Below are 14364 nucleotides of genomic sequence, written 5' to 3'. Positions count from 1 at the left end.
TGGAGAATGATTATCATTTGTTTTTCATTATGTTACATTAACGGCTAGTAGCCTATAACTCAACTTCATATTTCACTATGTACAAACTTACCAATGCCTCGTTCGAAATCGACGGTAAGAAGATCCTCTCCCCTACCCAATTAACCTTTGAGCCTAAAAAGGTCACCACATTACTTGGTCATAATGGATGCGGTAAGTCGACTCTCATGAAACTACTGAGTCGACAAAATGCCCCAACTCAGGGAGAAGTGTTCTTCAACGAACAACCGCTTTCTTCATACAGTAACCTAGAGTTTGCACATCAAGTCGCTTACCTACCGCAGCATCCACCTATTACTGATGGTGTCACCGTTCGAGAGTTAGTTTGCTTTGGTCGCTACCCTTGGAAAGGTGCATTTGGAAGATACAGCAAAGAAGACTACCAAATTGTCGATGAAGCTATTGAGAAAGTAGGCTTGAACGCTTTCGCTGATCGATTTGTTGCAACCCTATCGGGTGGTGAGCGACAAAGAGCTTGGGTCGCCATGCTACTTGCCCAACAAAGCCAATGTATTTTGTTAGACGAACCAACATCGGCACTAGATATTGCCCACCAACATGAGCTGCTGGCTTTAATTCGAGAGCTTAACCAATCACTGGGTTTGACCGTGATTATGGTACTTCATGACGTCAATATGGCGGCAAAATTCAGTGACCATCTTATTGCTCTTCACTCCGGAGAAGTGATCGCTTCTGGCTCTCCGAAAGAGTTGATGACACCGGAAACGCTGATGAAAATCTACGGCATGGAGCTGGCGCTATTCGACCACCCTGAAACAGGGCAACCAATCAGTTATATCCCTTAAATGACGAGGAATCTGTTATGAAAAAGTTCATGGCGCTACTGTCTGTCTTATTCGTATTTAATGCTTACGCGCTAGAGAGCCCTCATGCATTAGAAATCACACACGAAATGGGAACCGCTTCTTTCAAAACAACCCCTCAAAAAGTTGTGGCGTTAGATTGGGTCCTTTCAGAAACGGTGCTCAGCCTTGGCGTTGAGCTAGAAGGCATTGCCGATGCCAAAGGCTATCAACAGTGGGTTGTGAAGCCAGAGTTGAACCAAGGTGTCACCGATGTTGGTTCTCGACGCGAGCCTAACTTAGAACTATTAACTAAGTTGAAGCCTGATGTCATCCTAATTAGCGAACACATGGCTGCGGCTTATCACCAACTCAATAAAATTGCTCCGGTGTTAGTTTATAGCGTTTACAGCCAAAAGAAACAGCCGATTGAATCTGCAACGGCGATTACGTTGTCGCTTGGTAAATTGTTCGACCAAGAACAAAGAGCACAACAAATTATTACAGACACAAAGCAGCGACTTCACGACAACGGTGAGAAAATACAAGCAGCAGGCAATTCAGATAAGCCATTGATCTTTGCACGTTTCATCAACGATAAAACTTTGCGAGTTCACAGCCAAGGTTCTCTGGCGCAAGCAACCATTCAAGCGATGGGGCTAAAAAACGATTGGCAGGAACCGACCAACCTTTGGGGCTTTAGCACCACAGGTGTCGTGAGGCTCGCGGAACATCAACAAACAAACGTGATGCTTTTTGGTCCTTTGACTGAAAACGAAAAAAATCAACTTACTCAATCTGCACTTTGGCAGGCAATGGAATTCACCAGAACAGATTCAGTGTATGAGCTTCCGAGCATCTGGACCTTTGGAGGTCTTATCGCTGCGCAAAGATTTAGTGACCACATAACAGAACTACTGACCCAAAAATGATAACAACCACCAAGATTGAAGGTTCAGCAGTGGCAAGAACTCACCTTAAAACAGTCGCCCTATCGGTTACGGCTGTTCTCCTTATCGGCTCGCTACTGCAGATAACGGCCCCCTACTCGAAAGGTATTGGGTTGATTTGGGATACGCTCTTTCATTTTGATTCAGCGAACTACCAGCACCTGATCACCCACCTCACTTATTTACCGAGACTTGCAGTTGCACTCCTGTGTGGTTTTGCATTAGCGGTCGCCGGCTGTGTGATGCAGTTTGTATTACGTAACCCTATTGCTTCACCGACGACACTGGGTGTCGCTGCCGGCGCAGAGCTAGGTATGGTATTGGGTTTGCTTTTAATCCCGGCAAGTGTCGCTGTTCCTCTTTTTATCCCTGCTTTCATTGGTGGCTGCCTTGCTACGGGTTTAGTCTTTGCACTCAGCTCTACACGTGGGTTTTCGCCTCTGCATATGGTTCTGGCGGGTATGGTCGTGAGCCTATTTTTAGGATCACTCAACACCATGCTACTCATGCTACATGAACAACAGCTTACCAGTGTATTCGTATGGGGCGCAGGTGTGCTTAACCAAAATGATTGGTCTAGCGTTCAAGTTTTATTACCCCTGATTGCCATTCCAACTCTACTACTGCTTGTCCTGCAAAGGCCATTATCCGCATTGCAGTTTGGTGATAATGTTGCCACTTCGCTAGGCGTGAACATTAAGCAAATCAAACTGTTGTGTTTATCGCTCGCAATCTTTATCACCGCGGCGGTAGTCAGTGAGGTGGGCTTGATTGGCTTTGTGGGTATCGTTGCCCCAGCGATTGCAAGGCTGCTAGGCGTTAGATCATTAGCTAAACAAATTTTAACCAGTGGCTTGATCGGTAGTTTAATCCTGTTGATTGTCGATTTAGTGATTCAGCCATTCTCAGGTTTTGGTGGTGAGCTACTGCCTACGGGCGCAATGACGGCATTACTTGGCGCTCCATTTTTATTATGGCTACTGCAACGTACTAAACTTCAATCGGATCTTAAGAGTCGTAACGAGCATATTGAACAGTACAAGCGAGTTAGCACAGCCAAAACCTTGATTGCTATGTCTTTGGTATTGGCGGTTACGTGCTTTATTGCGCTCACTGTCGGCAAAAACCAATTTGGCTGGAGTCTTGAGATTCATGAATCCTTGTTTGAATTACGCACGCCACGAGTACTGGTTGCACTGTTAGCCGGTATTGGCCTTGCTTTCGCGGGTACCATTATTCAGCGCATTTCAAATAACCCGATGGCGAGCCCGGAAGTTTTGGGCATAAGTTCAGGTGCCGCCCTAGCGCTGGTTCTTGGCACACTCTGGGGCAACTCGATTGGACGCGAAGAACAAATGCTGCTTGGTACACTTGGAGCAACGTCTGTTACGGCTGTAGTTTGGTTGATGGGCAGAAAGCACAACTTCGCGCCAACGCAAACTCTCTTAACCGGTATCGCGCTGAGTGCAGGGCTGGATGCTTTGCTGCGTATTACGATGAGTTCAGGTAACGAAAATGCCTCGGCGCTGCTGACTTGGTTATCGGGTTCAACGTATCTGGTTGCCACACAAGATGTCGTTTTACTTGCTGTTGGTGTGACAGTTATTGGTGCTATTTCCCTTTCACTGCATCGCTGGATTGAGCTTATAAACCTGGGTGAAGTGACCACCAGCAGTTTGGGGATGAACACAACCACAGTTCGCTTAGCTTTGCTGTTATTAGTCGCAGCACTGACTACGCTGTGCACCATCGTTATTGGTCCTCTGAGCTTCATCGGACTGTTAGCGCCTCATATGGCCCGCTCGCTGCACCAATATAGAGCGATTCCGCAAATGCTAACAGCGGCATTGTTGGGCGCGATCATCATGGTCGCAGCGGACTGGATTGGGCGTACGTTGTGGTTCCCTTGGCAGTTCCCTGCTGGGCTGCTTGCTTCTCTACTTGGAGGCGGCTACTTCCTTTACCTAATGAGAAAGTAACCTTTCAACAAGCCTATTAATCTCTCCTCCACTTCGCTGAACTCCGAAGTGGAGGCTTATTTCAACTCTGTCTTTCCCCCTTCAATCCTTGTTTATCCCCTCAACCCTCGTTTATCCTCTCAACCGACATCGCTAATCCACAATACTAGTAATTGTTTTTTGGTTGCAGAAACACAATAAATGGTATTCGAGCACTTTTATGTTTACCATGGTTCCAATAACAAACTGATTTGTAAGCCCTATGGACATAACGACAATTACAAAGCTCCAACAAGACTTGCTGTTTAAAGTCATTGCTAGCTTAAAAGCCGAAGACGCTAAAGCCGGTAGCAGCCTCAATGAATCTTCTTTGGCACAACAATTCGAAGTTTCAAGAAGCCCAATACGCGCCGTTTTAAAACATTTGTCGAGTCAGGGCATTACTAAGGTTGTTCCCTATAAAGGTTCGGTGCTTCAAATGGATGCGGCTGATATTAAGCTAGACGTACCGACAGACGACGAACAGCCCCGCCAAGAACAACTGTACCTGAATATTTTAATGGACCTGTTCTTTGGGGAATTAAGCAGTTCCTTCTCGGAAAAAGACCTGCAAGAACGGTATAAGGCTAACCGTGGCGAAATACAAAATGTCACTCGCCTACTAGAAAGCGATGGTATTTTCCGTCGTAGTCCTGGTTATAAATGGCAACTTGATGGTGTTCTAAACACACTTGAAAGGCATACCGAGAGCTATCGATGTCGCTTGATCTTTGAGCCTGCAGGACTACTTGAGCCGACATGGAACTTAAAGCGTAGCGAACTCGAAGCATGCCGAGATCGCCATATCTACGCCATCAACAATCCAAAATCGACTTCCGCTAGTCAACTCTTTGCGCTGAGTGTCGACTTCCATGAACTGATCGCAGCCAGCTCCGGAAACCGCTTTTTGTTAGGAATGATGCAACAACAAAATCGTCTACGTAAGGCTACGGATTTGGTCTCCATGCATATCCAATCTTCCGTGGTCAAGTCATGCCAGCGCCGCTTAGACATCATGGATCTGGTTCTAGAAGGCGACAATCAAAGTGCCTCAGCAAAGCTAGCCCAACTGCTCGAAAACGATATACGAGTAATGAATCGCACCTACAACAATGTCATGAACGTATCGCGCGAGCAACGAGAACAATTACTCAGCAGTATTTCAGGAAAAAACAACTAATCTAGGAGCAGCATACTTTCATGCTGCTCTCTCTTCATTTACTTTCCGAAGCCTCTCGCCCCACGAAAAAATACTATTTAATCAGAAGCTTAATATGAAACCAGACATAAAAGCTGGGCTTTAACGATCCTATAAAACAGACACTATTATTGCATTTGAAAATAAATTGCATTGTCATATTGTTTTTTCGCATCAGAAATACAATAATAATGATTCTTATTTAGACTAAGAGCTGAAACAGCAGTAATAACGACTCACCTATCCGATTCGTCATTACTCACCACTCTGTTGAGTCTGGATAAACACAATAAAAAATAGAGTCACCGCGCCAAAAGAAATGTGTGCAGCCTTTCATTGATAAATGCAGAGAAAAAAATGAAGACCGAAAAAGGAAGTTTCAAGCTTTCCACCGTCGCATTAGCAGTTGCGGCAGTAACTACAGTATTCACAGCCCAAGCTCAAGATCTAACAACTGAAGAAAAAATGGTGGTGGTTTCTAGCCGCACGCCTAAAGCCATCAGTGATATCCCTGGTACCGTTTGGTATATCGATGCTGAACAAATTGAACAAGAGTATCGAGGTGGTAAATCACTAGGTGAGATTCTATCGGCGACCATCCCATCTTTAGATGTTAGCAGTGGTGCTCGCACTAACTATGGTCAAAACTTACGTGGTCGTAAGATGCTAGTAATGATTGACGGCGTATCATTGCAGTCATCTCGTCCAATCAGCCGCCACCTGGATTCCATCGACCCGTTCAACATCGATCGTATTGAAGTGTTGTCGGGTGCAACCTCTATTTATGGTGCTGGCGCTTCAGGTGGTGTTATCAATATCATCACCAAAAAAGCGCAAGGTGAAGAGCTAGAATTCGAATCCTTTGTTGGCGGTTCAACTGGCTTCAACTCGAATGAAGATTTCGATTACAAAATCGGTCAATCTATCTCTGGCGGCAACGAGACGGTTCAAGCTCGCTCTTCTGTGGTTTACACAGAGACACAAGGCTTCTTCGATGCAAATGGTGACATTGTTACCCCTGATATTTCACAAGGTTCGCTGCAATTTAATAAGACGGTCGACTTCTTAACCACAGTGGGTGTCAACATCACTGAGACTCAGAAGCTTAACTTCCTTGCTCAATACTACGATAGCCAACAAGATTCACCTTACGGCCTATACATTGTCGGCAGTGACTTTGTTGATGTAAGAAAAGGATTTGATTCAGACCGCGAACATGGCACAGAGCGCATCATGTTGAGTGCTTCCTATATCGATGAGCAGTTCCTTGGTCATCAGCTGATCGCAGAAGCGTCTTATCGAAAAGAAGATCAAACTTATACACCTTATTACCAATCTTCTGGTCAGCAAATTACCGACGTTATCTCACTTAAAACAGCGTTGGCGAAAAGCTTTAACAAGTTCAACCTTGTTTACGGTATTGATGCTTATCAAGACAAACTGGATAGTAACCAAGCTCTGTATGATCCAACGATTGCCAATGATTCTGGCAATTTGATCAACAAAACGTATGCTAAAACAGGTCGCTACCCTGGTGTAAAAGTGAGCTCAATTGCTGGCTTTATCCAAACGGATTATGCGATAACCAATGATTGGGCTGTCGAAGGTGGCTTCCGTTACCAATATATGTCTAACGAGATTGATGATTTTGTCGGCTACACCCAACAAAAGAAAATTGCCTCTGGCACTGGCACGTCTGCCGATGCGGTACCAGGCGGTGAAACAAGCTACACCGTTGGTCTATTTAACTTGGGTACGATTTACCACCTAAACAACGAGTCTCAAGTATGGGCAAACTTCTCACAAGGCTTTGACCTTGCAGACCCTGCAAAATACTACGGACAAGGTGACTACACACTGGTTGGCGATCACTGGCAACTGAACGACAGCATCAATGTGAATGATTCAAAGATGTCTGGTATTAAAACCAACAGCTTCGAGCTGGGTTACCGCTTAGAAACAGGTGAGCTAAACCTACAAACGGCTGCGTACTACTCGCAATCTGACAAGTCTGTGAGTTATAACAAGAACACATTACTTATCGAAGAAATTGATGATAAGAAGCGTGTTTACGGCCTAGAAGCGATGGCCTCTTACTGGGTACACGATAACATTCAGCTTGGCGCATCTGGCCACTATGTGATTTCTGAAGTAAAAGGTGACGACGGTTGGGAAGACTTTACCGCGGGTGAAGCAAGTACATCGAAAGCGAACGCATGGGCTGGTTGGTACGATACAGATCTATCTGTAAAACTACAAAGCCAAACTATGTTCGATTACGAAGATGCGGATCAAAACAAGCTAGATGGTTACACCGTGTTTGATTTAGTCGGTACCTATCAGCTTCCTGTTGGTAACCTTGGCTTCGGTATTCAAAACTTATTGAACGAAGACTACACAACTATTTGGGGACAGCGTGCTCAAATTGTCTACTCAGCACACTACGATCCAGAGGCATACGACTACAAAGGCCGCGGACGAACTTATACTCTGAACTATCAGGTTAAGTTCTAAAACTTACTGTTGTTTATTAATAATTAAAAGGTTGGTATTTATTACCAACCCTTTTTTATTTAATACTAATTTAGAATAACCAAATAAATATGAGCCAGATTGTTCATATAAAAATCTGTTCAAACCTTCACACGATTAAATAGCGTTAAATTTAACAAGTCGCTCACTATAACCAAAGTTAGCCGGTGTGTGATTAACTTCCACTGTAATACTACCAGACAGTTCTCCATCTGTTTTATACACTGGACATGATGCAATATCGGATAAGTACGATTCTTCTGTTGGCGCGCTGAAGTAATAAATCTTTTGTAGATTACATTCACCAACCTTCATTCCCAATGCTTCAACTTCAGAACGCTGACGGTAGTAATGTGGACCGATATCAAGAAGATACTCAGGACTATGTGTATAAATCTCGCTAGTGTAGCGCTCGGTAAACTCACTCTCCGCAATAAAGTGCTCATTTTCCATGCTGTAAAGCACATTCAGGTGCCAGTAGATCAACTCAGACTCATCACTGGTTGATGCGCCAGGCTTAGAGTAGACACACTGGATCTGACTATGAGGAACTTCCAAGCTCTGAGTCGCTTGGATGTTATTACGAAGAGCCTTGATTCCACAGCGGTGCATCGTGAAACCCTCACTCTTCATCGACTCGGTAACTTGGTTAATTGACTGATATTGAACGTAAACCCCTTCCGGTGATTCGCCAGTGATAACATTAATATTATCAGCGTACGCAAACGAACTAAGAGAAGAGATTACAGACACTAAAGCTATTGTTTTTTTCATTGTTATTTGTCCTTTGTGATTGGCGGCAGGAAAATAACTCAGAAACTAGATACGCAACACTACACGTATCAATATTTGTGATCTTGGTGGAAGCAATGATTGCTTTTATGAATATTAAAGTTTGTCGTCGGGTATATTTTATATCTCGAAGGTTAAATAGCTTAAATTTAATAGGGATATACATCAGTTAGTGAGAGAAACTTAATAGAGGTATGACGTTTATTATTAATAAATTAGATTTTAAAAAATTAAGAAATATTCAACTATCAATAACACCTGCTCTATTTATTAACTATTTTGTTTAATTAATAAAATATAAGACGAACCTAATAGGCTCGCCTTTATTATTCATATCGTAAACAGATTTCACGACGTTATTGAGACTCTGACAATAAGAGAGATACACCAGAAAAACTTCGGAATGCATTGATCATAATGTAGAGATCTTCATCAGCCCTAGGCACCTCGCACGTTTCAAAGTTACCTGAGCGATAAGGTCGGCAATCGTAGGTACTTTTCGTTGGTTGCGCGCCAGAACGAATGTAGAGATCAGCGTCCCCTACTCCAGACTTAATGACGACATTCACGTCCGAGGTGCGATTTGCTGCTTTGAGCACAAACAGTTTCTGTTGTCCGGACGTCGCGGCGAGATCGTTAATCAAGCTTCCTAAAGCCACCTCAGGAAGATCATTGTTCGGCTCACCGACAGAGCCATCTGGCAATGTATCACCAAAGTATGAAGACACGAGTGGCCAAATCTTACTGATTTTAACGCCTTGGTTTTCACAACCTCCAAAATGATGCAGCGCAATCGCTTTGTTGTTGTCAGTACGCAAAACAGGTGAACCAGACGACCCGCCAATGGTGTCACAGAAATAACCAGTGTCGGTATTAGCACCTCGCCCACCAGTTGAAGCTACATCAATCTGACACATTCCAGAACCATTTTGGTCACTTTCAATTGCCAGTTCTTTCGGCTTACCAGCTCCATGTTGAGGAATATAAATACCATCGCCAAAGATTGGCTCCTGATCATCTAAACCTAGATAGCCAAACGACTCAATTTTTGAAAAATCATCAACAGTGAAAAGTGTGTAATCCAAATCATAATCGGTGCTAAGTATCTTACTCCCCATGACTTTTACCGTGGTGGCCATAGAACCGTCACAAATACGGCGCTGATAGTTAAACCATACCTCTGTATTTCTCAGTTCTGATTCTGATGCGACACAGTGGTTATTGGTGAACATATGGTTATCTGGCCCCACCCGCCAAGCGGTACATAAACTACGCCCATTAATGAGTAGCCTTGCAACGGGAGTTGTCCAAGCCACCTTATCTGGATGAGACTCTTCCCAGCAGGCTACGTCTCTGCGCTCATTAACACCACATGTCGATAACGTTGCCAATGCCTCTTCGTCTGCACTCTTGCCCGCCATGTAGTAATCTATCTCGAACTCAGCGTATTGGCCCTTTGAGTTTGGCACAACCTCAATCAACATGCGTTCACTTGAAATAGACTGAGCGAACCAATCTGTCTGGCTGTCACGATACTCAACTACCTCATCACTGGTGCCCGAACTCAAGCGCAATAGACTGCCTTTTGGCACAACAAGCGACTTGAAGTGAAGCTTAATGAACGAAGCCCCCACATGCTCAATTTGCTGTTTGCGCACGTTGCCCGATGTCTCAATCAACGCTTGGTGTGACAATGGGTACTCAACTTCATTGGCAATAACGGGTATGTGTGGCTGAACAGCAAGATTCGGCTGAACTAGGGATTGTGGCTGCGCATTTACGAACGAAGAAAAGAGACATGTTGTCGCTAACCCAAGGTTAGATAAGATTACTTTCATTGGATTTCCTATATCAATTTGTAGTAGTTCCCTCCACAAACATACGTGCTAACAACCAATATGACATAAAATGCATATTTGTTTGTTAGTAAAGAAATCTCAACACACAAAGTAAACTCGAATATTCAATAAGATAGACATCATCAGTATTGATTGACACCTCTCTGACTGTACAAATTTATGTGCTAGTTGAAGAAAAAATGAAACACGGAAAAGTCGCGTTGTTTGCTATTCTGAAGGTACAGTCGGCAGAGCTGCGCGCTTGATGTGCTCATTTAAAACGATAGATAAAATCTCAAAACTAACAAGCATAAAAATAGGCGCCTGACCTATAGAGCATAAAACCACCAAGCTCACTTCGTTATTGAGTAGCCACTGAAATACAATGGGTAAAAATTAAGCTGAACTTTCATTGCTGGTATATATTCTTCCGATCACCAACATAAGACTCAATCAAGTAGAAATACCAACATAACAAACGAACGAACAAGGCTATAGCCTTGGAGAAATGAACTCGTGTGTGGCAGAAATACAAATAAAAAATGGAACGCATACGTCCCATTTTATTAGGTAAAGCCTTAGAAATCGAAATCCATCTTCAAATAATAGGTACGTCCTACTTCTGTTTCTTCGTACACTTGGTTTGATTGGTCCAAGCGCTCATCCGTTAAGTTAGTCACCCCTGCGCGAAGTTTGAAGTTGTCATTAAACGCATACGAACCGCCCAATGACACGATAGTGTAAGGGTCTAAATCATCATCAGAGCCGTCTTTTTGCTTGCCGGTATAATTCAAACCAGTAAAGAAAGCTAAATCACGCGTTGCCAACCAATTGAGATTTGCATTCGCTAACCATTCAGGGCTGTACGCAATATCTTTATCATCAACTTTGTTAACCGCATCAGTATACGTCGCATTTGCCGTAAACGACCAGCTTACGGAAAGCTCATAGCTACCCTCTAGTTCAATACCTTTGGTTTCGACTTTATCGACGTTCTCATACTGAATAATTGCGGAGGTGCCATTGAAAAATGGAGTTAAGTCGCGGTCTATCAAGTTTTTCACATCATTGCAGAAAGCCGTCGCCTGCACATACCCATCAACTCCTGAATACATCGCTGAAAATTCGTAAGTCTTAGAGGTCTGTGGCTTGAGATCTGGATTCCCGACCAATGTACATCGACCACCGCAACTCACTAATGAGAAATCTTCGGACGATTGGAAAAGTGTTGGTGACTTAAAGCCTTCGCCATACCCACCTTTGAAGGTCACATTATCGATGCCGTTGTAAACAAAATAGACTCGAGGGCTAAAGTCATTACCAAACTGGTTATTGTGTGTAAGGCGACCACTTACGGTTGCGGTTAAGTCATCCGTAACGAAGTACTCATCTTGAACATAAGCGGCACTTTGTGTTACTGAACGAGAGCTAGAATAATCACGATCGTTATCAACACTGGTATAAGACACTTGTGCCCCAAGTGACAAAATCTGGCTTTCAAACTGATCAACGACAAACTTAGCATCGACGGTGTGGTTGTCTTGACTCAGCACCGCTGCATCCACCATTGGGTGAAAGTTGTTTTCATCCACTTCAGCGGTTTCGTAAAAATAACTGGCATCAGACTCACCCCAATCCCAACTACGTACATGCCCTAACGTGCCAGTTAGCTTTTCACCCTCATAATAGCTAGTTGCTAACCTGTTGGGGTTAATCAAGTAACGATTCTCTACACGGTCATCCTTTGAGTAAGAAAGATCAAAATAGATTTCGTCTTGCTCTGTCGCGTACCAATTCAAAGATCCACGAAATACATTTCTTTTTTGTTCCGTTTGAGGAGAAAAGCTTGCCCCAGCATCTTCCGGGAACCAAGCATTACGCTCACTAATATCGACTGTCGTGGTGTACGTCAGAACATCGGGAATGATCGACCCGCTGACGAACACATTGCCACTTTTGAGTTCGCCATCTGCATCAGACAATAACGCATTCGCTTTATTATCTTCTGGCATACTATAAGTCAGGCTTCCAGAAACATGAGTCTCTGTCGACGCATGCTTGAGAATCACGTTAACCACACCACCAATCGCTTCACTACCATATAGAGATGACATTGGGCCGCGCACCACTTCAATTCGCTCAATCGCGCTCATTGGAATGCTCGATAAATCAAACGACGCCCCACGAATCACTGTTTCGCTAGAGCTGATACGACGACCATTTATCAAAAACAGAGTGTAATTTCCGTTGGCTGAATTCTGGTTCTGCAAGCCACGAATTATGATTCTAGGCTCAGCACCCGTTGTTCTCGCCACATGCACACCCGCGACACTCTCAAGCGCGGTAGAGATATCGGTCGCAGGAAGCTTATCTATCTCTTCGCGCGTAATCACAGATATTGATGCAGGTGCATTTTTTATCGCCGTTTCATACTGACTTGCGGTAACAACCATAGTTTCTGTGTGCTTTGCTTCACTAGCTTTAGCTGATAGAGAGGCAAATCCAGCCAGCATGAGGGCCGCTGCTAATTTATTTTTTTGTATTTTTATGTGTTCCATTTCTTGGATATTTCCTTGGTCTTTACTTACTAAAAAGTGTTGTTAGTCCATCAGCGAGCAAAACGCGCCAACTGTAATAATCATGACCACTCGCAGCACTTTTGAACGTAACGGGGTACCCTTTCTCTTTGAGGGTATTAAAAAGGGTTTTATTGGTTTGATAGATGCTGGCATGCACCGGCTCAGTCTCAAAAACACCTGCATTGAGGTAGACCTGAATGTCTTTCTTACCGCTTGATGCGACCAGTTCACTCATCCAACTTTGTTTATCACTTGCGATACTCTTAGCGGTCTTTGGCTGCCACCAAAATGAACCAGACTGACTCAACACTTTTCCAAAACGTTGAGGGTGTTCCAACGCGATGAACATTGACGCTAATCCACCAAAGCTCGAACCAGACAACACTGTATTTTCAGCTGTGGGGCATATTGAGTGCGTACTACAAAGCCAAGGGATAAACTCATTAGCGAGCATGTCGGCAAACGCTTTATTCGGTGTCAACTCTTTTGCACGAAGGCTCGGTCTGGGCGGGTTAACAAACACCACTCGCATCGGAGGAATAGCTTTACTCGCAATTAAGTTATCCATCACCAGAGGCGCTGGTACTTTGTCGAGGTAAGATTCACCATCAAACAAGATCAAAAGCGGTGACTTATCAGTTGTTGAGTAAACGCTATTTGGCTCATACAGACTGATTTGCCTTGCTTCAACCTGAGCCCCCCCCTGATAAAGAAAATGCGTTAACTGACCTTTGGGGTTACCTTCTTCTGTTGCTACGCTATCGCTTGATGCATGTTTAAGCGTCAAGGTAGAAGCAGAGCCAAATATTCCAGTATCAGAGCCAAAGCTGGGCTCCAAATTTAATGGGTCTAGTGCTGCAGTCGCCAATACTGCTCTGCGTTGTTCTCGATTAGTATCACGAGCTAATTGAGGCACATTAGGTGCTATTCGATAGGAGAGACGCGTTGAATCTGGAACTTCAAAAGAGCGAAACCAGATATCACTGCCTTCAATTTTGCTCATCTGTGCATGTCCGCCATATGGCGCACCTAATAGCCGAACGTTGTTGGCATTCCCACGAAATAAAAAAGTAACGAAAGCCTTGTTGTCAGGTTGATACTCGACAAGCGGTGCCCCCTGAGACTCAATGATTTGCCAAAACTTTTTTTCTGCATCTTTTACACCGCCCTGAATATCAGCTGCAGTACGTGATAATGTTGGGCTTAGCATCGACACCTCTGGTGATAGATACTGATCCTTTTTCAGAGGCATAGGAGCAATCTGCATTTCAGCCTTAGATGCCTCTGTATCAGCACTCTTCATTTCAATTCGATAAGTGTCAGCTTGATCGACATACCAGAAAATCTCAGTCTCTCTCGCCTCATGATTCAGTAATTTTTTTATTGGATCGCCAGCGGAATTAAAAGCAATCACGTGTTCCATGTGGCTTTGGCTTCGGATAAAACCACGGTAGTAACCTGGTTCATTGATCTTTAAAAACGTGTCTTGCTGAGAGTGGAGCTCAATACGTTGAGGCTTATTGGCTTCAACGATCATTGCCTGAGCACTTACTATTTGAGTGAACAGAGCGGTAACGAAAAAAATCCATTTCATGATAATCCAATTGCGGTTAATGATATTGATTATCATTTATGG

The 14364-nt window shown here is 43.9% G+C and carries 9 protein-coding genes; 5 read left to right on the top strand and 4 right to left on the bottom strand.

Going from position 1 to position 14364, the window contains the following annotated elements:
• The first annotated feature begins 77 nt into the window (after nucleotides 1–77).
• The 5 genes from BTO10_RS11365 to BTO10_RS11345 all read left to right on the top strand — a co-directional run bounded on the left by BTO10_RS11365 (nucleotide 78) and on the right by BTO10_RS11345 (nucleotide 7501).
• On the top strand, nucleotides 78–845 hold the full coding sequence (locus BTO10_RS11365; RefSeq protein ID WP_105024585.1) for an ABC transporter ATP-binding protein: 768 nt from the start codon (nucleotides 78–80) through the stop codon (nucleotides 843–845).
• A 17-nt stretch (nucleotides 846–862) separates the two neighbouring features.
• Nucleotides 863–1774 carry an ABC transporter substrate-binding protein gene (locus BTO10_RS11360; RefSeq protein ID WP_105024584.1) on the top strand — a complete coding sequence of 304 codons (912 nt, stop codon included), beginning with the start codon at nucleotides 863–865 and terminating at the stop codon, nucleotides 1772–1774.
• The gene (gene fhuB / locus BTO10_RS11355) at nucleotides 1771–3771 is read left to right on the top strand and encodes a Fe(3+)-hydroxamate ABC transporter permease FhuB (RefSeq protein WP_105024583.1); all 2001 of its coding nucleotides are present in this window, start codon (nucleotides 1771–1773) and stop codon (nucleotides 3769–3771) included. Before BTO10_RS11360 ends, fhuB begins: the two co-directional genes overlap by 4 nt.
• Nucleotides 3772–4012: 241 nt before the next feature.
• On the top strand, nucleotides 4013–4969 hold the full coding sequence (locus BTO10_RS11350) for a GntR family transcriptional regulator (RefSeq protein ID WP_004740004.1): 957 nt from the start codon (nucleotides 4013–4015) through the stop codon (nucleotides 4967–4969).
• Nucleotides 4970–5344: 375 nt separating this feature from the next.
• Nucleotides 5345–7501 (top strand): TonB-dependent receptor, encoded by a 2157-nt coding sequence (locus tag BTO10_RS11345; protein WP_105024582.1) that lies wholly within the window; start codon nucleotides 5345–5347, stop codon nucleotides 7499–7501.
• A gap of 135 nt (nucleotides 7502–7636) precedes the next feature.
• Here the strand turns inward: BTO10_RS11345 and BTO10_RS11340 are convergent, their stop codons facing one another.
• From BTO10_RS11340 to BTO10_RS11325, 4 genes are all read right to left on the bottom strand, one after another.
• Nucleotides 7637–8293: a hypothetical protein gene (locus tag BTO10_RS11340; protein ID WP_004740002.1), complete on the bottom strand. Its 657-nt coding sequence runs from the start codon at nucleotides 8291–8293 to the stop codon at nucleotides 7637–7639.
• Nucleotides 8294–8667: 374 nt separating this feature from the next.
• Nucleotides 8668–10149 carry a serine protease gene (locus BTO10_RS11335; protein ID WP_105024581.1) on the bottom strand — a complete coding sequence of 494 codons (1482 nt, stop codon included), beginning with the start codon at nucleotides 10147–10149 and terminating at the stop codon, nucleotides 8668–8670.
• A 578-nt stretch (nucleotides 10150–10727) separates the two neighbouring features.
• Nucleotides 10728–12662, bottom strand: a complete 1935-nt coding sequence (locus tag BTO10_RS11330) for a TonB-dependent receptor domain-containing protein (protein WP_258097675.1) — start codon at nucleotides 12660–12662, stop codon at nucleotides 10728–10730.
• Nucleotides 12663–12729: 67 nt separating this feature from the next.
• Complete coding sequence (locus tag BTO10_RS11325; protein WP_105025592.1) at nucleotides 12730–14322, bottom strand: alpha/beta hydrolase; 1593 nt, start codon at nucleotides 14320–14322, stop codon at nucleotides 12730–12732.
• Between the last annotated feature and the right edge of the window lie 42 nt (nucleotides 14323–14364).

It is taken from the genome of Vibrio chagasii, assembly GCF_002954585.1.
GTDB classification, from domain to species: domain Bacteria; phylum Pseudomonadota; class Gammaproteobacteria; order Enterobacterales; family Vibrionaceae; genus Vibrio; species Vibrio chagasii_A.
Note: the sequence above shows the minus strand (reverse complement) of the source record. Positions and strands in the feature narration are given on the sequence as shown.

What these genes read in the sequence shown, in the direction of transcription:
- BTO10_RS11365 (WP_105024585.1), top strand. Translation starts at nt 78, where the DNA reads ATGTACAAACTTACCAATGCCTCGTTCGAAATCGACGGTAAGAAGATC.
- BTO10_RS11360 (WP_105024584.1), top strand. Translation starts at nt 863, where the DNA reads ATGAAAAAGTTCATGGCGCTACTGTCTGTCTTATTCGTATTTAATGCT.
- fhuB (WP_105024583.1), top strand. Translation starts at nt 1,771, where the DNA reads ATGATAACAACCACCAAGATTGAAGGTTCAGCAGTGGCAAGAACTCAC.
- BTO10_RS11350 (WP_004740004.1), top strand. Translation starts at nt 4,013, where the DNA reads ATGGACATAACGACAATTACAAAGCTCCAACAAGACTTGCTGTTTAAA.
- BTO10_RS11345 (WP_105024582.1), top strand. Translation starts at nt 5,345, where the DNA reads ATGAAGACCGAAAAAGGAAGTTTCAAGCTTTCCACCGTCGCATTAGCA.
- BTO10_RS11340 (WP_004740002.1), bottom strand. Translation starts at nt 8,293, where the DNA reads ATGAAAAAAACAATAGCTTTAGTGTCTGTAATCTCTTCTCTTAGTTCG.
- BTO10_RS11335 (WP_105024581.1), bottom strand. Translation starts at nt 10,149, where the DNA reads ATGAAAGTAATCTTATCTAACCTTGGGTTAGCGACAACATGTCTCTTT.
- BTO10_RS11330 (WP_258097675.1), bottom strand. Translation starts at nt 12,662, where the DNA reads ATGCTGGCTGGATTTGCCTCTCTATCAGCTAAAGCTAGTGAAGCAAAG.
- BTO10_RS11325 (WP_105025592.1), bottom strand. Translation starts at nt 14,322, where the DNA reads ATGAAATGGATTTTTTTCGTTACCGCTCTGTTCACTCAAATAGTAAGT.